The sequence below is a fragment of the Paenibacillus sp. FSL R7-0297 genome, assembly GCF_038009025.1.
Taxonomy (GTDB): Bacteria; Bacillota; Bacilli; order Paenibacillales; family Paenibacillaceae; genus Paenibacillus_AQ.
The window spans coordinates 4,822,470-4,843,860 of record NZ_JBBPAQ010000001.1; the positions used below are offsets into that span (position 1 = coordinate 4,822,470).

Consider the following 21,391-nt stretch of genomic DNA (forward strand, 5'->3'; position numbering starts at 1 on the left):
CCGTTACAGCCCTAGTATAGATCATATATTTCCCGTAATTCATCATCGACTAGTGATAGTAACTCTTTTATGCTCTTTTTGCAAGCGTTTACATAAATGAGGAAAGGAGATTAGGGTTCACATTATCCGACTATGAGGAGGTTAAACAGATGTTCAGATCAAGCCTATTCCCCGGTAGACTCAAAAAGTTATTGCCGGTATGCCTCAGCCTGTTGTTGATCATAAGTACTGTTGCTCTTTCTCCCCGGCCTGCCGCAGCAGCGGTTAACCCCTTACCGGGACCCGCCCACCCTCTTCTGTATGATGATTTTGCCGGCGGGGGGCTGTTCAAGCAAAATTGGACGAACTGGTACAATCAGAACGGGGGAAGCGGCACTTTCACCGAGACGGTCCAAGGCACCCGCACAATTGGAAAGTTCACACAAACCCCAAGCTCCTCCACCTCCTGGGCCAAGTTTCAGCCGATGAACGAGACCTTTGACCTCTCAGGCTACCGGTATATGAATCTGTCTTTGCAAAATGCAGGTTATGCCCAGTCACTCATTCGTGTTGTCATAAGCGACGGCATCACCAATTACAATCTTACCGGCGGTTATGTATCTGCAACGGATACCTGGACCAGCCTGCAGTTTGATCTGGATGCCCTGTCGCCCAAGATTCAGAAGGAGAAAGTCAAACTGGAGGTGTGGCTTAGACAAGCCGGCGGGACTTACGGGGAATTGCTGATCGATGATATCGTGTTTACCACGGCCTCCGGCGGTACCGCGCCTCAGTTAAGCCCGGCTGTGATGAGTGCGGATACAGATGGCAGCTATAACCAGAACACTAATTTTACCTTCGATGCCACTTATACCGACCCGGATAACGAGGCCCCTTATGCTGTTCAGGTGATCATTGATGACACGGCCTATACTATGCGCGAAACCGATCAAGCTGATGTAACCTACACGGACGGAAAAGATTACAGGTTCATGACCAAGCTTCCGGCGGGAGCCCATTCCTACTATTTCCGTACCACGGATACGACTTCGAATGAAGTCACGACCGGAATTCACAATTTGAGCGTAACCAATTCCTCTTCTGTGATTGATATTGTAGTGAGCCAAGCCGGCTACAGTGCAGACGATATCAAGAACGCCAAACTCATCTCAACCACAACCGTCACAGACGCTACTTATGAGATCTTGGATGGAGCTAATGTCGTGTCTTCAGGCACCATGACTTACGAGGGCTTTTACTGGAATAAGCATGTTTACTCTATCGGCTTCTCCTCCGTCACGGATGCCGGGAACAACTACAGGGTGCGAAGTAATCAGCAGTATTCCTATCCTTTTGAAATCACGCCTAACCTGTGGGATCAATACAAGGATGAAATGACTGCCTTCTACCGTCTTCTGCGTGCCTCAGTAGCCACAAGTGATGCTTATCCTGAGGGTTACAGCAGTGTAGCTCCTTCTGCCAAACTCTTCCATGCCGCGGGTCACCTGGATGATGCCCAGTCTGCGGACGGCCTGACCCATTATGATCTGACAGGCAGCTGGTACGATGCCGGTGATTACGGCAAATATGGCGGTAACCAATGGGTCGGCGCGGAGATCGCACTTGCTTATACGCGTTATGCGGACAAAGACAGCGTGAAGTACGATAACGACAGCAATGGCATCCCGGACCTGGTAGATGAAGCTGTCTTCGGCAGCGAATATCTCATCAAGTTCGCGGATCAGCTAGGCGGGGAAATGTATAATCTCAGGAACAATGCTTCTTTCGTTCATCCGGAGAAATCTACCGATAACATATCCGGCACAGCGGATGACCGGAAGCTGACCGATTTAAGTGTCGGCGGCTCAGCCAAATCAGCGGGTACACTTGCTGCTACAGCTCGCGCGATCCGCACGGCTATTAACGAAGGCGATATCGCGTCAGCTCAGATTGCAGAACTCACGGATTTTGCCGACCAATGCGAGACGGCGGCTGTTATCTTTTATGAATATGTGGTTGCCCATCCCGACGGTCCAATAGGCTCTTACTCCACCAGAGGAGGCATCCCCAATTCCAAGCTGCTCGCCGATGTGGAACTGTACTTGCTGACCGGCAATATCCAGTATTGGAACGCAGCCTCGGCTACAATTAACGCCTTAACCCTGGGTGACATCTCCTCCACGAACTATTGGGATATGAGCCCAATGTCCATGGCCGAGTTCTATCCGGCTGCCGATGCTGCGACACAATCTCATATTCACAGTCTGTTAAAAGGACAAGCGGATTTCTTCCTCTCCACATCAGATGATACACCGTATGGTGTACTGAACCAGTTCAAAAACTTCGGTGTAAACGAACCTCATGCTTCTTATTTAGGGGACCTGCTGCGGTACTATGAATTATTCGGTGACCCGTCAGCACTGGAGGCGGTGGTGAAGGGCATGTATTGGCTGTTCGGAGAAAATCCGTGGAATATCAGCTGGGTCTCCGGCATCGGCACCCATCATGTGATGTTCCCGCATACCCGTTACAATGAGGATTCCAATACTGCGGGTGATACCGGAATTATCTTTCCCGGCGCCATGGTCAGCGGACCGAATATGAAGGATCCTAAGAATCGAAACAGTATAAGCCCCTGGTACGAGGACCGGTCGCTCTATCTGGATGATACGAATCAGTGGCGGTATAACGAGTTCAGCATCAGTATTCAGGCAGGACTCCTATATACGGTAATGGGGCTGAGTGCAGCTCCGGGAACAGGTGCGGACAACACGGCGAAGCCGCCCGCCCTGCCGGTACTCTCTCCGGTGATTGGAGAATGGGTCCGCGGAAATGTAACTGTTTTCGCTGAGGCTGGAGATGGTCTGAGCCAGGTAGAGTATGCGGCAGCCGGATTGCCTTATCAGCCGATGACGGTTTCCGGTAATGTATATTCGACTGTAAACGATGCGGTGTACGCTGCGGTTATCGATGAGAGCCAATCCTTGCCCTACGTAAGCCGGAGAGTAGATGTTCGTGCGAAGGACTCTTCCGGCGGATACACCTACAGCTCGACTCATTACACTGTTGCTCCGGCGTTGCCGGACCCCTCCACTCCGCTGTTATATGATGATTTTGGAGGCGGCGGCTTCTGGGGTGGCTCTGCGGCCAACACGACCTGGGTCAACTGGTATAATCAGAATGGCGGCACGGGAACGTTTACCAAGCTTACAGCAGACGGACGTTCAGCCGGCAAATTCGCCCAAACTCCGGCAAGTGTGGCTTCAGCAGCTAAGTTCCAGCCGTGGAATGATGTGGTCGATCTGAGCGGCTACCGGTATTTGAATCTTACGCTTAAGAATCCGGCCTCTCCTGACCTCAGAACCCGGATTGAAATCAATGACGGCAAAAGAACGTACAATCTGACCGGAGGCTGGGCACTGGTTCCATCGGAATGGAGCGATCTGCAATTCGATCTGAATGCACTTAGTCCGGCTATTGATAAAAAGGCACTGAAGATGTCCATTTGGTTGAAACAAAATACAGTCACTGCCGGAGAAATGCTGATCGATGAAATTAAGGCGACCAATCAGGTCAGCGGAAGTGCGCCAACGTTAACTTCAGGAGGCGTAAATCATACAGAAGGCACGCCGCAAACCGAGTTTACTTTCACAGTCACTTATACCGATGCGGACAATCAGGCCCCATTTGCCATGGAGCTGGTCGTGGACGGCGTTGTCCGGACCATGCAGCCTGCTAATCCGGGTGACACTAGCTATGTTGACGGCAGAGTCTATCAATACACGACCAAGCTGCCTCCCGGCCAGCATTCCTACTACTTCCACACTACTGATACTTTTACCGATGCTATAAGTACAGAGGTTCAGAGTGGCCCTGAGGTTAGTTGGGGTAGCTAATAATCCCTTTTTTTGGCGTAGAATCATCGTGTGTACTTGAGTGGACGCTGCGCGAACGGACCTCTGTTTAAGCGGGAATTGTATCAACAATCTTAAAAAACAAATTAAGAAACCTCTCTTTTAGTCAAATGGAGTTTCCACACAACCATTTCAAAGGAGAGGTTTCTTTTTACATTCAATAGTGCCTGGAGCCACTCTGCTTGCTGTCCAAGTGGCCTGAGCAGAGCCATTAATTCGAATAGGCCGTTACCCCCGCTGTATATAGGTTGTCCACTAACCTGTGGAATTCTTCAGGCGGTAAATCCTTTTCCCGCTGAAGCCATAGTCGAAGCAGAGAAAGTGAGGTTGAGATCTGAAACTCAATCAGGTATGGCTTTAAGGAATCGTTGTGCGGAACGTTTAATTCCAATCTATCCAGGATCATTTCTCTTTTCAAGCGTTCAATAAAACGAATACTGCCATAATCACCAAGGAGGGCCTTGAGGACCGAGAGATATTCCTGGTTTTCCAGACAATGAAGCGCATCCTGAACAGTATAGGCAGCCAGCTTTTTATTCGCCAACTCTTCTTTGATGTAATTCAACAAATCATTCTCAACAGAGTCCAACAATTCGTAAATATCAGTGAAGTATTGATAAAAGGTGCTGCGGTTATATCCTGACTTCTTCGCAATCTCTTGCACCGAGATTTTTTCAATCGGCTTTTGGCTATACAGCTCACAAAAAACATCTATGAAATTTTGTCTCGTTTTTTCCGTGATTTCGGGCTGTTTTTTCATTCCATACTCCTTTGCAGACAAGATTATCATCCGACACATCCTGAAATACTGATGGTTGATGAGGGAAGACTAAAGATTTATGATCACATCATACAACACGTTGTTGGATAGTCAATACCGGAATGTTAAAAAAATAGGGGGATTATTATGCCAGTAAAACAAAATAGAATTTTGATTTTTGGTGCAGGTGTTATAGGGAGCGCGTATGCAATCAAATTCTTGGAAGCAGGGGTGGATGTTACTCTGTTTGCGCGTTCTAGCCGGTTTATAGCCTTGAAAGAGAAAGGCCTGCAATATAATGAGAAAGGTGCTGTTAAAGCGGTACAGGTAAAAGTCATCGATATGCTTGAGAATGATGATGTATATGATTTTATTTTGGTAACCGTTCGTTACGATCAAGCCGAATCCGCGTTGCTGGCACTCAAAGACAATCAAAGCAAAAATATTGTTACCATGACTAATAATTCGATTGGATTTGCTTCGTGGCTGGATATTGTGGGAGACAGACTTTTACCGGCTTTTCCCGGGGCTGGCGGACAGATTAAAGAGGGGATTTTGTATGCCCGGTTCCCGCCAAAGATTCTGATAGCTACTATGTTTGGCGAAATACACGGTGCAGTGACAGAACGTGTAGAAAACCTCGCACAATTATTTAAAGCAGCAAAGCTTCCCTACGCAATCAATAAGGATATGAGAGCTTATCTAATTACACATTCCGTATCGGACATTGCACTGCTTAGTGTTTTACACTCTGACCATAAGATCATTGACGAACAAACAATCAGAACCAGACAAACGGCACACCAAATAACAGTCACCTTAAAAACGTATTTAAGGGCCATCCAAAAAGCTGGTGTTGCTATTCATCCATCTGTATTTAAATTTGTGCTTTTATGCCCAAACCTGATATTAGATTTTTTCTTTATGCTATGGCTGCGGAGTAAGATGGTGAAGGATATGCTGCTTCCGGATTACGCGGATAGTGCAAACAGGGAAATTGTGCAGCTGAGGAACGATTTATTGAAGCTCTTAAGCCAAAATGTTAGCTCTTCAGCTTAATATAGGGACGAAGCAGATAACTTGCTATCTTTAAAGGATTAAGGTTTGGGCTTGTTAGCAATTTTATTCCCTAGCAGCTGTCGAGATTACGGATAATTAGATCCAGGGTCTCATCCGAGAGATGCTCCATCGTCCTGCGCAGAACAATCGAGTTCTCATAACTCGCTCTGATCGGCTTGGTAAGCTCCTCATAATTACCCAAACCGCATAAATCCCAGGCGGCATAAATTCCTATCATCCAGGAGGCATGATGCCCGAAGCCCATGAACGGCATCATTGCCCCGAAGCAATTACCGACATAAAATGTATTGCCGATCCTGCCGGAGCGACATACCCCTAGGGGATAACCGGTGAATTGGAATTGGTCCGTGATGGGCAGCGCTAATTCTTATGTCTTCCACGAATAGCACTTCGGCATTCACAAACCGGTCTCCATTCATACTGCGGCTCTCAAAAATTACGGGTTCTATTCCATGCTTTTCAAGATGATTGCAACTTTCATCAAGCGCTCACTCCTTCCAGACATTCTCTTGCATACATTCTTCCCGTAACAGCAGAGTGAGTATTCATTTAGGTTTGAGCGATTTTACACAGAAATACCCAATTTAATAGTTTATCTGTAATTAATTTCATCGTCAATCTGCTAACTCATAGGTCTGATGGTATTTTATAGCATATAATCTCTTTAATTAGCTAAAGGAGGTGAATTTACATGAAAAAGGAAGAAAAAGAGCTGCTTGCAGCTATTTTGGAAGTCACCGAAGCATCTGATAACGATGTTACACGGCAGAACAACGTCAATAACATTCACTAGTAGCTCTCCGCAGCCCATCCTCCTCATTAAATCTTCCAATGAGGAGGTATTCTCTTCATGATGGAGGTTTTGGAATGGTAAAAACTGCGCTAATATACCCTCCGGTCAGCGATCCTACTTCAGGTTATCACAGCCTATGTTGCTTGGCGGGCTATGCGCGGCAATTCGGCTTTGAAGATATTGATATTATTGATAGTAATATAGACTCCTGGCTGTATACCGTAACGCCTGAGCAAATCGGAAGAACAATGCAATATATAAATGACCGGACTGCGCAGCTTCAAGCACTGGAACAACCTACGCCCATTGAACAGATGGAGCTTTATTACGCGCTCAAAGTACAAGGCATGAATTTTGCCGGGGCGCTGCCAGCCGCGCTGCATACTTTCCGTGATGAAACAGAATTCTTTGACTACAGGCTGTATACCAGCGCCGTTGAGACCGTAATGCTCTGGATGGATGCCTTATCTCTAAAGGGCTTCCCGGGGCAATTCAGAGGGTTCAGCTTAGCCACTAGCGGATTTTTCAATGTATTTAACTCCATGGATATGCGCGATACCCGAATTACCGGAGTGATCTCTGCACCTTTCACCGATTATTTCAGGAACGAATTGATTCCCGGCATCATCACTGGCGGTTATTCTCTCGTCGGGATCAGCATCACCTATGTCGCCCAGCTTCCTTTCGCGCTCAGCATGGCGCAGCACATCCGGGAGAGCTGCCCGGAAATCCGGATTATATTTGGCGGGACTGCCGTCTCAGATTACTGGAAATATATTTTGATCAAAAGCGATTTCTATGCTGTATTTGACTCTGCAGATGCCTGCATTATCGGCGAAGGTGAAAGTGCACTGGTCTCTATCCTCCAGGCATTGAAGCACCATAAGCCGCTGCCTGCGTCACCGAACATTGCACTACATCCCCGGTACCAGGCGGTGCATGGTGCCTCCGTTCTGGAAATCAAATACGAAGATATCTGCTCCTTTCCGGTGCCGGAGTACAGCAAGCTGCCCTGGGAGAAATACTTATCCCCCTTTCCGTTCATTTACTATTCTCCTTCGCGGGGATGTTATTGGAACCGGTGCACCTTTTGTGATTACGGTTTAAATACCGATTCGCCTACCAGTCCCTGGCGGCAATACCCGCTGGATAAGATTATGGAAGATTTGAGGACGCTCGCCGTCACCTACAAATATATCTATTTCTCAGTGGACGTGTTATCTCCGGCCCTGCTGCTTAAGCTGGCGGCAGCGATTATGGAAGAAGGCCTTGACATCCGCTGGGGAGCGGAGATCCGGTTAGAGGAATACTGGACACCTGAACGCTGCGCTTTGCTTCAGCAAAGCGGATGTACCGCCATCTCGGTCGGATTTGAATCCGGCAACCAGCGGATATTGAATCTGATTAATAAAGGAACCAAGGTGGACCGGCTTCAGGAAACGATCCAAATGTTCAGCGAAGCCCGCATCGGCGTACAAATTATGGGATTCACCGGATTTCCTACGGAAACGGTTGACGATGCCCTGAGTTCAGTTGATTTTTTGCAGCATAACAGCAGGCACTGGACTTTTGGCGGGCTTGGCCAGTTCGTCTTAACCAAAGGTGCCATTATAGCCAAAGAACCGGAGCGCTTCGGCATTCAGGATCTCCGGCCTTTTGAGGGCGAAGATATCGCCTGGAGGCTATATTACAGTGAGCAAACGCACTTGCTTGCAAACACTTCCCGTTGGGGACCGAAGGAGCTGACAGAGGCCAAAGCATCCCTCAGAAGCAACCTGTTTGACCGTCCCTGGGTGGGGGGAGTGGATACTGCGCATTCGATGTTCTATCACGACCGGTTTGGGAACAAGGTCCTCCAGGTCATCAGAGGGACAACCCAGACGGCAGCTAACGAGAACTCAATTTTGGAATTAAACGGACACCTTCTAGAGGGACATTATTACCTTCCGGTCCACAAGCTTTTTAACAGAAAGAACCTGGATAAGATCCTGGACATCTCCGAATGCGATGGAAAGGCAGTCACCGCGCAAAACATTACTGAACTTCTAAGTCAATGGACACCGGATTGCTCCAATTACCCGCAGCCCAAAGAGCAGCAGCTGTTCGTCCGGCGGGATGGCACTCTTTTTCCGTTTCCTGTACCCATGATCGAGTTTTTGCGGAATTTCGTGCCTGGCTTAAGTTTGACAGAGCTGCTGCAGCAATCGGCGCAGCATGAGTTCCATACTGAGCTATGGCAACACTGTATCTCGAACCGGCTTCTGCGGCTGAAACGGTTACCGGCAGCAGAAGCTTGAAGATCGCTATATGAAGGAGGTGTGCTATTCCTTGAACCCCGCAATCAGCAAACCTAATTACAGACTCCTGTTAAAACATAATGCCGATTTCCGCTATCTATGGCTGGCCCGTGCCAGCTCCGTCTTCGGGGATTCCTTATACAATCTGGCTATCAGCTGGCTCGTGTACTCGATGACCGGCTCCTCGCTCCAGGTGGGGCTGGTCATTGTCGCCAAGTTCCTGCCAGAAATGATATTCGGTTTATTCATTGGCGCCTGGGTAGACCGCTTGAACAAAAAGATTCTGATGCAGATCGCTGATGCCGCTCAGGCCCTGCTCACCGGAATCCTTGCAGTACTCATGCTCACCGGGCAGCTTCAGCTGCTGCATATCTATCTGATCACAGTCGGCTTATCGATTATGGGCAACCTGTTTGCTACCTCGCAGAGCTCCTTTCTGCCTGAGCTCATCGCGGATAAAACCTATCTCATCTCAGCCAATTCACTGTTGTCCGTTTCCCTGCAAATCACCCGTATTCTCGGAACGGTTGCGGGTGGAATATTGGTGGCCTCCATTGGGAATTCAGGGGCTGTGATTGTGGATGCGGTAACCTTTATCGTCTCACTTGCTCTGATTCAGCAAATTAAGCAACGCGGCAAGGCCGGGAAGAATTCCCGCGCCTCCACCGGCTTATCGATCTTCGCGGAAATCCGCGAGGGCTGGCAATGGCTGCGGGGACAAACGGCCATGCTCGTGCTTATCCTTCTCGGTACGCTCAGCAATATTGCCTTAGGGCCAAGCAATGTGCTCCCCCCCATGCTGGTCGGTGAGCTGCTAGAAGGCGGTTCCAGTGAGCTCGGTATTTTCAATGCAGCTATAGCTGCGGGGTTACTTCTGGGCGGTCTGTTCGTCGGCAGCAGGTCTCCCCGGAGAATTGGTCTCTGGTTTTCCTGCGGCCTGGGAGTTCAAGGCCTTGGTATGTGTGTGATCGCCTTATCTTCCGCTCTCTGGCCGGCTTGCTTCGGCAACTTGATCCTGGGCTTTGGCGTAACAGTCACGGTGATCCCGATGAGCACCTTGTTCCAGCTGCTGGTTCCGTCTCCGCTTCGGGGGCGTGTCAATAGCATCAGCTCCATGGCCTTTAACATCTCCATCCCGTTAACCTATGGCGGAGTAGGTATTCTGGCCGACAGAATCGGCGTGGAGGTATGCTTCGGTCTTGCCGCTGCCTTGTTTGCCGTTTGTCTGATCATCGGGCTCACCAATCATCATCTGCGCAGCCTTGACATCCAGGCTCCACAGTTGTCCCCATCACCTCAGACCGGTCAATCGCTATAAGTAATATTAATTACTGGCTGGACTCAGCAGTTATTTTCCCCACACTTATTGGGCAGTTAGAATCAACGGACCGTCCGCCGTGATTGCGATCGTATGCTCATATTGCGCCGACAGCTTGCCGTCTGCTGTTCTTGCCGTCCACTCATCATCGTCAATCGTGATGCGGTACGTACCTTCGTTGATCATGGGTTCAATGGTAAATACCATGCCTTCCTTTAACCGGATGCCTTTGCCGGCTATGCCGATATGCTCGTAGCTCGGCTCTTCATGCAGGCTCCGCCCGATCCCGTGAGCCAGCAGATCACGCACAACGGAATAGCCGCTGGCTTCTGCGTGTTGTTGAATCGCCGATGTGATGTCGCCGAGCCGGCCTCCGGGAACCGCCTGGGCGATCCCCAGGTCCAGACATTCCTTCGTCACCTTCATTAAATGCTGCGCCTCCGGCCGGACGTTGCCCACCGCATAGCTCACACACGAATCGCCGAACCATCCGTCGTATTCCGCGACGATGTCGAGCTTCAGCAAGTCACCATCCATAACCGCCCGATTCGAAGGAATGCCGTGTGCCACCACATCGTTAATCGAAATACAGGTTTCAGCGGGGAACCCGTTATAACCTTTCGTAAACTGCTTGCCGCCCAGCCTGGTGATGTGCCTGGCTACAAAGTCATTGATTTCTTGGGTGGTAATCCCAGGTTCGATCAGTTTGGCCACCTCGCGGTAGCAATCCGCCACGATTTGACCCGCCTGTTTCATCTCATCGATTTCTCGGGGTGATTTTAGAATAATCATTTTTGATTTATTCGCTCCTTATCCATGCTAGAATTTCAGAAGCCGGATGATATCCCCGGCCTCCTCGTGCAGCTTCCCACGGCGAAGCGAAAGTGAAGCGCAGCCAGTCATGGCGGCCAGTAGCATTTCCGCTCGCTGCAGCTTACCCGGTGATTCCGCTGCGTTTCCGCCGGAAGCAGCAGCCCCCTCCACCGCGCTCCCGGTTTCCAGCAGTGCAGCAAATGGCATGAGCACCTCCTGGCAGAAAGCGTTCAAGAGCAGGGATGAACGCCCTTCAGGCAGCGAAGTAAAGCCCTCCCCCGCCAGCTTATAAAGCAGGAATACGGAGTGGTCCTCCGCCCAAAGCTGTAGCAGCCGGACGCTGGCGGTGGCGGGTTCAAACTCTACGGCTGCGGCCGTTTCACCGCTGCCGCTTAAGGAATCCGGGGCTCCCGTGCTCATGGTGTCTGTCACAGCAGCCAACCCCATATGTCTACCCGCCGTTGCCTCCATTGAAGTTGAATCGCGTAGAACCTCCAATGGGATTTTCCCCGGAGCCTCCCGCTGGGCACCCATCCATCCCCCGGCCCGGTCCAGCGCGTCCCATAGCAGATCGTTGAGCAAATCGCCTTTATTGCTGTAATAGTGATATACCGTACCATACCCGAGTCCCGCCTGAGCGGCCACATCGCGGATTTCCAGCAATGGCCCTTTATCCAAAAACACATCGGCTGCGGCTTTGCGGATCTGTGCCAGCCGACGCAGCCGGATATCCTCATTTTGTTCCTTCGTACGTGGAGTCATCTCGTCCATCCACCTCTTTTGTTTTTGACCTGCTGATATGTCAATATAAAACATCGGCACGGGAATAACAAGTATCTTTTTGAAGTTGGCTACATATGAAGTATGATTAGTGAAGGAGTCCGTTGCGATATACCTATGAACGGGAGGCATACTAATCATGAGTGATGAGAAGAACATAGCTTACATTCCAGAGGACCATTCGCTGGGTATTTCGGTAATTACAGCGATTCATACCGGCGATATCCCGATGCTGAAACTGCTGCTTGATGAGAATTCCGGGTTAGCCGCCTCAAGAATGGTAAGGAACGGGGAATTGCGTTCAATGCTGCATATTGCAACTGATTGGCCCGGCCATTTCCCTAACAATACAGCTACAGTTGCAGCACTGATAGAGGCCGGTGCGGATGTGAATGCCCCGTTTACTGGCCCGCACAGCGAGACCCCGCTTCATTGGGCTGCGAGCTGCGATGATGTCGAAGTACTTGATCTCCTCCTCGATGCCGGTGCTGACATCGAGGCTTCCGGTGCCGTCATAGCCGGCGGAACGCCGCTGGACGACGCAGTGGCATTCGCGCAATGGCGGGCAGCACATAGATTAATTGAGCGTGGAGCCAAAGCTGCTCTTTGGCATGCAGCTGCGTTGGGTCTGGTAGATGCTATGGAAGCTCACTTTGCCGGAGACCCGCTCTCACAGCAATACCCTTGGGGAGCGGGACACTCATCGCCTCCGGACGAGGTGAACGTCGCTTTCTGGTGCGCTTGCCACGGCGGACAACGAGATGCTGCCGAATACCTGCTCGACCGTAAGGCTGATATTAACTGGATTTCAGTGTGGGACGGCCTCACTCCCTTAGACGCTGCTCAGCGCAATGCTGCTACTGAGTTGGTACAATGGCTGCAGGGTCTGGGTGCTAAATCTGCTACCGGACTTCTTTGAGGTTTTTCATCCATGCCTCGGTATTCAGCTCATTATTCATGACTGCAGCCACAAATGAGCCCGCCGAAGCCGAAGCTATAGCCTGATGCATCATGGATGCTGCATCCCCGGCGCTATAAATGCCCGGAATGTTTGTTTTTCCGTATTCATTAACGGCGAGTACTCCTGTTTCCGTACATTCACATCCGATAGAGCGCGGAAGATCAGAGCCCATCACCAGCTCGGGTTTGAAAAAGATTCCCCTGCACGGAATCGCCGTTCCGTCTTCCAGCACAACCTGGTGAACGATGCCATCATTCGAGTCGATGTGCCGGATCGGTGAGTCGTACAAGGGAATATCATTGTGCTGGAACTCCTGGCGCTGAGCCTCCGTCAATTCATCCGGACCATTCGTACAAACCGTAAGCTGGTTTGTCCATCCGGAAATAACCGGAGCGAAATGCATGAGGACTGTCCCCTTCGAGATGACGACAAGCGGCTGATCCCTTAATTCCCAGCCGTCGCAATACGGGCAGACGAAGGCGCTTTTTCCGTATACATCCTTAAGACCCGAAATAGAAAGCGGCTGATCCTTCATGCCGACAGCAAATAATATTTTTTGGCTTGATATCATTTGTCCTTCCACCGTGCTCAATTCAAACTGACCGTTGGTTCCTGCGATCGATATCACTGTATCCGCTACGAATGATGCCGAAGGATAAGCCAGGATCTCTTCTTGTGCAATTCTCCGGAACTCCCCCGGAGGGATCCCATCGCGGGTAATAAACCCGTGAACCGCGCCAGTTACAGCATTGCGTGGACGCCCCTCATCAATTACAACTACCTTTTTCTTTGCCCTTGCCAGCACCAAAGCAGCATTCAGACCAGCCGGTCCGCCGCCGATAATTGCCACATCAGCATATTGTTTCTCCATAATGAATAACCTCCTTCATAGATTCTAGATGTCTATAATTAGACCGCAAGAAGCCTGGGACTTCTTGTTTGATTCGATAAAACAGATATCAAAGAGCTTCTTTATCCACAATAGATGGTTTATTACTATTTTGCAATGATTATTTTTAAATTAATAGTAGCTTTCAGTGGTGGCATCAGCTCCGATTGGCCGCTTGGATCAGTCCGGCAAGGTATTGCTTCTGCTCTCCCTCAGCTTTGTCAGCAAGCTTCTGCAGCTTGCTCTTTCCGCCCCAGATCAGGTAGACAAGATGTTCCACCTGGTAGTAATGCAGGCCGTGTACCTGATCGAGCAGCAGTCTAAGCAGCCCTACATTCTCCAACTCTCGCGTCATCTTCAGCTTTAATGAATCTGTACAGTACAGCATACACGGCAACAGCACGGGAAGCATCTCTCTGTTAATGCCGTATTGTTCGATTAACGCAGCTGTGAATCTATTCTGGACAGACTGATGTTCAACATCTACCTTCTCCATATATTGAAGGGCCAGCGGGAAATAGGCCTGATCTGTGAGACCCAGTCCAAAGACCGCATAGCTGCCCGGCATACAGCACTTCTCCCCTTCCGTGTCCGTATACCATTCGAAGGTTTCCATCGCAGCTATGGCGTACTCTTCAAGCAATGGATATAACTCCGGATATTCAAGCGCATTCGCAAAGAAACGGTGCGTGCCCGTTTTGGCGAGTCCTTTGAGCGGCAGCCAGTGCTTAACTGAGGAGGTTAGCTTGATCTGATAGCTTTTTGGAAAGCCCGACTTCAGCAGATTCGTCAGAAACCGGAGCGCAAACGCATAACTCTCCTCTGTCTCCTGATTAATACGAATGCGTACCTCGGCAAATACATCATTAGCGCTACATTCCACCTGATCATAGCGTAATCTCGTAACCTCTTCAGCAAAGGCACCGCTGCCATGATTAATTAGCCGTGCAGCCTGGACACTGCCGAGTTCGAGCGCACATTGCAGGAAGGCAAGCCCCGCACTTCTGCTGTAGGAAGGCTCATATTTGAGGATGCAAACTGCAGCATAAATCACGAGCGCAACCGTTTCTTGCCCGGCATTTTCCAGTACAGCATCTTTCTTCTTCGTAAATCCCGTTTGCCACTGGGTTCCTGTGTTCTCGAAATAACGCGGCAGCCAATGATCCTCTACCCAGTTCCTAAGTGCTACGGTGATAGTATTGCGATGCTCAGCCAGCTGCTTGTTCCCCTTGTTCAGCTCTTGTATCTTGTCATACACAGCGATGATTCTGCCGGAATCCAAGACGGGATACAGTCCTTCATCCAGGAGATGCCGGGCCAGGAAAAAAGTTTCTAGCGGCTTGGTCGGATATTTGCCAGATTCGAGCTTATTTATGATATAGAGGCTGATGCGTTCCAGAAGCTGTTGCCTCTTCGCCTCATCTACATATTCAAGAATGCGCACATGGACAACACCTTCGTTCACCTTGAATTTCCCGTCAAACCTGAACCGGTAATCCAGGACTGCCGGCGGCAATGCATTTAATTTGTTCTGCATATACGAAGCAAGCTCAGGAATGATTTGCTCCCGCACTTGTACCTCTGTCAACTGCTCAGGGGTAGTCTGCTTCCTTTTACCCGGTTCGTTTAAACCAAGCAAATTATCTGTCACATCCACTCTGCCATCCGTATATTCGAGGAGAGCATACCCGTGAATGCCTGCCTGCAGCGTGGTCCGTTTTACAATTTTCTCCGCTTCTTTATCACTGATATAGATGAGCCACTTGTCTATTTCCATCTTCATTTCTTCAAGAATTGCTTCCAGCGTATAATCCATGTCTATTACATGCTCCTTTACACTGCGATATCGGCAGTGAAGTTGTTCATGTCCACTCAAAAATTAGGTACATTAAATATTACCGTATCTTGATTTACCGTTCAAATCGGTTGGGGGTATCTGTCTGATGATCAATCATGAATTGATGCCGGAATCGTTAGCGGCTTAGGCCGAAATGATCCTGTTTATTAAAAGGATATCTGTAATTTTCAAGGTGAAACCTTTAATTTCCATACTTCCATATAAAGTTAATTATGATAATATCATCTATAGCCCTTTCGGCCGAGAGCTCAATTCTTATGAAGGGTTTGAGAAAAGTGAAAAAAATAAAATTGAGATCGCTTTCAGTATTTTTTTGTTCGATTATCTCTGCTTCACTTTTTACAGCAAGTGTATACGGCGCTTCTGGCCTTAGCATTCATGCCGTATCCGGTATGGCAGGACAATAATTCTATCTATACTTGGGTCAATACAGTAAACAATATAAAAGTGAATTAACTGTAAAATAATCACTATCCATTAAGGAGGTTTTTTTTTGAAAATTCGCGCCATTATATTAACTGTTTTATTTGCTCTATTCACATTGGGAAATGCTGTGTATGCAGATTCAAGTCTGGAGACAGCTGGGGCAGATATCAAAGGGGCGATCGCTAGGGAATATACAGAGTATTATGCTGATACTCTTGAAGCCCAGAGGACTAGCTTTCACGGCAGCGACAAAGCAAGCTTTCATGAAGCAACTTTGGGAGAAGGAGTTGCCTATTATCAAGTGAATGTCCACGGAGATTCACTTTCACATGAATTGACTGGTTATAAATTCCCGCTTTATTTAGAGGGAACTCAGGTTGCGGTGGTCGATGCCACTTTTGAATCAGGTGCCTGGAAAATTTTCAACATCAGTAACCATGATGATTTTGACAGTGCAATTAAACGGGTAGAAGCTGAGTATGCTGGAAACGGTAAATTCGAGCTTATTGATGATAAACGTTATAACCTAAATTATGTCTATACTAATAGTACGATTAATGAGGAATATATCAATTTAACAAATGATGAGAGTATAAGTCCTGCAGAGATCCTGAATGTTATCAGCGAGTCTGTGGATTCTCTTAATAATTTGAATCGAAATTCAAATGACGGAGTGATTTTAGTCGGTGGCGGCCCCAATGTCTCTCCTTCTGACAATCAGACCTCTTTGCTTCTGCCAATTATTTTATTCGGATTATCTCTTGCCTTTGCTGTTCCACTAATAGCCATAGCGACTCAAAGAAGAAGAGCCTCAGGCACATTGGAATGAGAATGGTCCGAATATAATGAGACGAAAAGGATGGGTATTCCCTCTTATGCCTTGTGCTGATAACAATGATAGGATGCAACAATGAAGATTCCGCGGCGGGAAAGACCGACGAACAAATCGCCGCCGATTATCTTCAAGCTCTTGGTTATACAATTGTTGCGGATGAAGGAGAGGTCGCAAAATATACCTTGGAGCAGAATATGCTTGAAAACTTGGATTATATGCTGCTCTGGGCAGTTCAGGAGAAAGAACCTTCTGCCTATTTCGGGAAAGAAATCGTCTCTTATGATTTTCTTGTAAAGAATCATCCGCTGGAAAAGTTGTTTAGCCCGGAAGATTACTTTATTTCTGTGGCTGTCATGCTTGTAGACGGTGATGTTATAGGCGGAACCTCCGGTCCAAGAAGTAAAATCAAAAACCTAATCATGGCGGGCGGAGAGTATTCAATAGATGGAAAAACACTGAACGAGATAAAAGGAACCGATTATCCGCAATGGCTGGACTATTGGAAGAAAACGTACGGTAAGCGAACGGAGTGAGCTGAAAGATCTGAAAGACCGCCGCTTCAATTGTAAGCGGCGGTCTTTTGTTTATCATTTTTTTTTTGAAAACTGTTCTTTAAAAAGGACTGCAAAGCCGTTTCTACTTGCGTGTCTTAAATCTCTTCGAGAGCACGAAACCAAGGATGATCAGACCCATTCCGGCTAGGTACATGCCTATCGGACTTTCTTCACCGGTCTGAGGCAGCTTACCCGGCAGACCGCTTTGATTCGTTGGTTCATTTTGTGAAGGTTCATCAATTGTTCCTTTAGGCACTTCATCTACCACTACTTCGATCTCAATCTCCTGGTCCTCTCCATTATCGCTAACGATAATAGTGAACTTGTCTTTTCCGGTGTAGCCAGGGTCAGGTGTATACTTCCATTTCCCGTCTGGTGTAATCACGACGGTTCCATGCTCAGGATCTTCACCCAGGCTAGGTATTCCTCCAAGCGGAATTTCACCCTCGACCGGAATATCCTCAATTGTGTTGACAGCTGTTGGTTGAGGACTAGGCGGACTGCTAATTACAGGTGTTGATGTCGGTGCATTTGTCGGTTCACTTGTAGTTTCTGGTGAAGCCGATGGTGAAACTGATGGTGTCACCGTGGGAACTACAGTTGGACCCGGTGTGACGATGACTCCTGGTATTGAAGGAGTTGTTGGCGTTGATGACGGTGTTGACGGCACATATGGTGTTGCTGTTGGCGCCGTTGGTTCCGTCGGAGCTGGCGTTGCTGTTGGTGCAACTGTTGGTGTTGCCGTTGGTACTGGTGTTGGCGCAACAGTCGGTGTTGCTGTTGGTACTGGTGTTGGCGCTACTGTTGGTGTTGCTGTTGGTACTGGTGTTGGCACAACAGTCGGTGTTGCCGTTGGTACTGGTGTTGGTGCAACTGTTGGTGTTGCCGTTGGTTTCACCGTCGGCGATGGTGTTGCCGTTGGTTTCACTGTCGGCGATGGTGTCGGTGCTACAGTCGGCGATTGCGTCGGCGCTACTGTTGGTGTTGCTGTCGGAGCTGGCGTTGCCGTCGGCGAAGGTGTTGGCGTCGCTGATGTTTTGTTTGTGATTTTCAGCTCAATACCTGTATTTGAATTAATTTTAACTGCATGAGGTGTCGTATCCAACAGATAACCTGCAGGTGCAGTTTTTTCAACTATTGCATAATCTCCACCCAGAAGCTTGGTGAATTCAAGCTTGCCTGCGTCATCGGTTACTCCCTCATTAATCCAAATCTGCTCATTGCCGATGACGCGGAATAAGTCAAAGGATGCTCCTTTGAGAGTATTGCTGTGATTGTCCGCATCAATCTTTTCAATGCTGAGCGTACCTCTTACACCACTGCCTGTGCCTGAACCGCTGGAGAGCTTAACCGTGACTTCAGAATTGGTATCTTTGATAACCTCTTTCACATTCGTACCTGTGAGACCTACCTCGTTGCTGACTGTTTCATTATTTTGTGCAGTGATTACAGATTGGTATTGAAGAATGTAAGCTTCCGAGATTTCTTTGGTAAACTTCAGTTCGAAGCTTTCTTTGCCTTCACTGTCTTTCAAGAAGTTCAGTGTATAATCTGTGCCGCGTATCAATTCCTCGCTTGCGGGTGTTATTGTCCCGTTTTCTGCAACATTTGTCTTATAGAGGTGATAAGTGTTAGTAAGCAGAATTTGATTCTCACTCGGAGTATCTGTTACCAGAGCGTCCTTCACAACAGATTGATTACGGTTGATATAGACCGTCCAGTCAATCTTATTGTTGTTTTGTGCGCCTGTCTTGGCGATATATTCGCCTCCGTTAGGAATGTTCACCGAAGCATTCAGGTCAGCGGATTCCTTGGTTGTGCCGTCATACAGCAATGCAGTATTATCGACAGTCTTTACGTCAATAACCTTATCCGCGAAAGTAGTCTTAAAGGTAACGTAAAAGGCATAATTGATCGTTTTGTTAAAGCTTACCTCAAGCTTCCCGTCGTTCAGAGTTACCTTGTAATCATCTTCATCGACGTTTACGTCCACCGAAGGGTCTCCATTGGCACCGTAGATCCATTTGAATACCTTAACGGAATCCGGAACCACAACTTGACCGCTGCTGATCGTGTCCACCAATTTAGCATTAGTCAGGGTTTTCATATTATAGTTGGCCCCAACATTCCAGGAAATCTGTTTGGTGAAGGCATTGTACGAACCGTTCTTGAGACCGTTATTCTTCACTTCTGCTCTTGGATCGAATGTCGATGTTCTTGTAATGGTCTTAGACTCTCCATTCTCCACCCATTCCAGCAATGCCTGATTGACAAACTGGTTTTTCCCCCCTGCCAACCAATCAAAGTTAAACTTAGTGAGGTATGTTATGGTATACGGTTCAGAGATTGGAGCTTTAAAAGTAATCGTGAACCCATCGTTAGCCTCTACAGGATCATGTTCGGTATAAACAACCTCAGTAACGACAGCGGGACCTCCAGCGACCGGTTTAATGGTAAGGCTTCCCGGTACCAGCTTGAGTCCAGCGTTAACGAAGTTATCCGTTACTTTCAGATTTTCCATCGTCTTTGAATCTTTGTTGATCGTAATTGTCCAACGTACTGTCTTGTTCAGATAATCTTTTTCGCTGTTACCCTTGACCAATATTTGTTGGGTGATATTCTGGGAAGCTGAGTCCGAATGTTCACCGTAAGTCACTGTATTAGTGACCTTGCCATTTTCAAAAACACGTTCCGGCGCTTTAGTTTTGTATTCGATGCGGTATGCCGAATCAATAGCATCTTTGAATTTGAGTTCAAATTGATTTTTACCATCTACCACTGATTTTGTGATCGTGTATTTACTCTCCGGAAGTGGCTCAGTATCCTTAACCCCTGTACCATCGGCCTTAATAGTCACTGGGTATACGTTCAGTGAACCTTCGATGAGCTTATGATTGAGGTCAATTGTATCCTTCAGGATCGCGTCGTTTGCAGAGATGTTTTTTTCATTGTAATTGAATTCAATCGCCCAAGTCGTAGTCTGGCTTGCATCATCATGATGAACGACTACCTTGTTAAGCGGCTTGCCCCGTCCTACGGTTACGGTAGTCTTCGATTCTTTTGATAAACCGTTGTCTCCTGTAAAAATAGCTGTATTCTCATAGCTGACTGCATCCTCACCGCTGGCTGTAATATCGGTGGTGAATTCTACACGATACGCCTTGGTGATTGGGCTCTGTTTAAATTTTAAATCCAGCTTCGCCGGGGTGGACCCGGTGGCATCATAACTGCTACCCGGAACAATGTCACCTGCTATAACTGTACCGTCCAGCTTTACCTCAAGTTCACGGACAACAATGGTGCTTGTGTCAAGCGTCAACCCGTCCGGAATCTCATCGGTAACGACAGCGTTGCCCACACTTTCCAAGACCTTGTTGACATCGACGGTCCAGCCGATTTGCGTTGGATTGTAGAATTGAGGCAATGGAGTACCTTTCTTCTCTACAGTTGAACTGACGTTAGGCTTGAAATGAAGTTTAATTACCTGGGTGCCGCCATTGATCGGGAACTCCACAAGCTGTGTGGTCGACCCTTTTATTTTTTTAGAACTAAGCAGTGAACTGACAGTAAAGGTCCCCTGCACATGATCATATTGTTCAATAAATTCATTAAACGTAAAGACAACATGATTATTACCTTTATCGACATGATAGGTACCTACTGTATCCCCACCAAATAGAAGATCCCCATCCAAATCATTATAAAGCTCAAACTGATCGGGAATATTAAATTCAAAAGTGGAGCCTGCTTCATAACCATGCCCATCTGCTAATGCCCACGTGTAGTTCAGCTCAGAATAGGAATCAAGCTGATATACATTGCCGGTGACTGTCTCTGAGTAGTGCTCATCCGTATACACGGCCAGAGAAACGCTGGTGATCAGATTTTCCGTAATGTTACTGGGTTCTGCATGAGCACGTTCAGTGAAAGAGCCAAAGCTTGTTGTCCATTGGGTAACCAATAGAATAAGTACGAGCCAAATGCTAATCTTTTTCATTTTCATTGATGAATACTTCCTCCTTTTTCGTCATCGATTGGTTTGAAGTCTACTGCCCATTGTCTGCGTAACCTGTATCATCCCTGCGCTGACAGCAGTTTAAGTTACTGTAAACCTGACATATGAACAATTTCTGA

Annotated in this window: 14 protein-coding genes; 7 read left to right on the forward strand and 7 right to left on the reverse strand. The window is 48.0% G+C overall.

Going from position 1 to position 21,391, the window contains the following annotated elements:
* Positions 1 to 149 precede the first annotated feature (149 nt).
* Entirely contained in the window at positions 150 to 3,875 is a 3,726-nt protein-coding gene (locus MKZ24_RS21040) for a glycoside hydrolase family 9 protein (protein WP_340786037.1), read from the forward strand.
* Between the two features lie 229 nt (positions 3,876 to 4,104).
* On the opposite strand, the gene MKZ24_RS21045 is transcribed toward MKZ24_RS21040, so the two are convergent.
* Positions 4,105 to 4,653 carry a TetR/AcrR family transcriptional regulator gene (locus MKZ24_RS21045; RefSeq protein ID WP_042242550.1) on the reverse strand — a complete coding sequence of 183 codons (549 nt, stop codon included), beginning with the start codon at positions 4,651 to 4,653 and terminating at the stop codon, positions 4,105 to 4,107.
* 147 nt (positions 4,654 to 4,800) lie between these two features.
* On the opposite strand from MKZ24_RS21045, the gene MKZ24_RS21050 reads away from it, so the two are divergent.
* Positions 4,801 to 5,712 (forward strand): ketopantoate reductase family protein, encoded by a 912-nt coding sequence (locus MKZ24_RS21050; protein ID WP_042236514.1) that lies wholly within the window; start codon positions 4,801 to 4,803, stop codon positions 5,710 to 5,712.
* Between the two features lie 70 nt (positions 5,713 to 5,782).
* On the opposite strand, the gene MKZ24_RS21055 is transcribed toward MKZ24_RS21050, so the two are convergent.
* Complete coding sequence (locus MKZ24_RS21055; RefSeq protein WP_156123153.1) at positions 5,783 to 5,989, reverse strand: hypothetical protein; 207 nt, start codon at positions 5,987 to 5,989, stop codon at positions 5,783 to 5,785.
* Positions 5,990 to 6,600: 611 nt separating this feature from the next.
* Between MKZ24_RS21055 and MKZ24_RS21060 the strand changes: the two genes are divergently transcribed.
* Both MKZ24_RS21060 and MKZ24_RS21065 read left to right on the forward strand, forming a co-directional pair.
* A complete protein-coding gene (locus MKZ24_RS21060) occupies positions 6,601 to 8,823 on the forward strand; it encodes a B12-binding domain-containing radical SAM protein (RefSeq protein ID WP_042236513.1) in 2,223 nt (740 codons plus the stop codon).
* Between the two features lie 31 nt (positions 8,824 to 8,854).
* Positions 8,855 to 10,141, forward strand: coding sequence for an MFS transporter (locus MKZ24_RS21065; protein WP_042236511.1), 1,287 nt, complete (start codon positions 8,855 to 8,857; stop codon positions 10,139 to 10,141).
* Positions 10,142 to 10,186: 45 nt separating this feature from the next.
* Here the strand turns inward: MKZ24_RS21065 and map are convergent, their stop codons facing one another.
* Both map and MKZ24_RS21075 read right to left on the reverse strand, forming a co-directional pair.
* Positions 10,187 to 10,933, reverse strand: a complete 747-nt coding sequence (map, locus tag MKZ24_RS21070; RefSeq protein ID WP_042236510.1) for a type I methionyl aminopeptidase — start codon at positions 10,931 to 10,933, stop codon at positions 10,187 to 10,189.
* Between the two features lie 27 nt (positions 10,934 to 10,960).
* Positions 10,961 to 11,716 carry a TetR/AcrR family transcriptional regulator gene (locus MKZ24_RS21075; RefSeq protein ID WP_042236508.1) on the reverse strand — a complete coding sequence of 252 codons (756 nt, stop codon included), beginning with the start codon at positions 11,714 to 11,716 and terminating at the stop codon, positions 10,961 to 10,963.
* A gap of 157 nt (positions 11,717 to 11,873) precedes the next feature.
* Between MKZ24_RS21075 and MKZ24_RS21080 the strand changes: the two genes are divergently transcribed.
* On the forward strand, positions 11,874 to 12,653 hold the full coding sequence (locus MKZ24_RS21080) for an ankyrin repeat domain-containing protein (protein WP_042236506.1): 780 nt from the start codon (positions 11,874 to 11,876) through the stop codon (positions 12,651 to 12,653).
* On the opposite strand, the gene MKZ24_RS21085 is transcribed toward MKZ24_RS21080, so the two are convergent.
* Positions 12,637 to 13,566: an NAD(P)/FAD-dependent oxidoreductase gene (locus MKZ24_RS21085; RefSeq protein ID WP_042236504.1), complete on the reverse strand. Its 930-nt coding sequence runs from the start codon at positions 13,564 to 13,566 to the stop codon at positions 12,637 to 12,639. The two genes, MKZ24_RS21080 and MKZ24_RS21085, sit on opposite strands and share 17 nt — an antisense overlap.
* A gap of 175 nt (positions 13,567 to 13,741) precedes the next feature.
* Complete coding sequence (locus tag MKZ24_RS21090) at positions 13,742 to 15,400, reverse strand: DUF6138 family protein (protein ID WP_340786054.1); 1,659 nt, start codon at positions 15,398 to 15,400, stop codon at positions 13,742 to 13,744.
* A 535-nt stretch (positions 15,401 to 15,935) separates the two neighbouring features.
* Between MKZ24_RS21090 and MKZ24_RS21095 the strand changes: the two genes are divergently transcribed.
* Positions 15,936 to 16,697 (forward strand): hypothetical protein, encoded by a 762-nt coding sequence (locus MKZ24_RS21095; protein ID WP_042236498.1) that lies wholly within the window; start codon positions 15,936 to 15,938, stop codon positions 16,695 to 16,697.
* A 65-nt stretch (positions 16,698 to 16,762) separates the two neighbouring features.
* The gene (locus MKZ24_RS21100) at positions 16,763 to 17,236 is read left to right on the forward strand and encodes a hypothetical protein (protein WP_340786059.1); all 474 of its coding nucleotides are present in this window, start codon (positions 16,763 to 16,765) and stop codon (positions 17,234 to 17,236) included.
* A 103-nt stretch (positions 17,237 to 17,339) separates the two neighbouring features.
* On the opposite strand, the gene MKZ24_RS21105 is transcribed toward MKZ24_RS21100, so the two are convergent.
* Entirely contained in the window at positions 17,340 to 21,260 is a 3,921-nt protein-coding gene (locus MKZ24_RS21105) for a collagen binding domain-containing protein (RefSeq protein ID WP_340786062.1), read from the reverse strand.
* Positions 21,261 to 21,391: the final 131 nt, after the last annotated feature.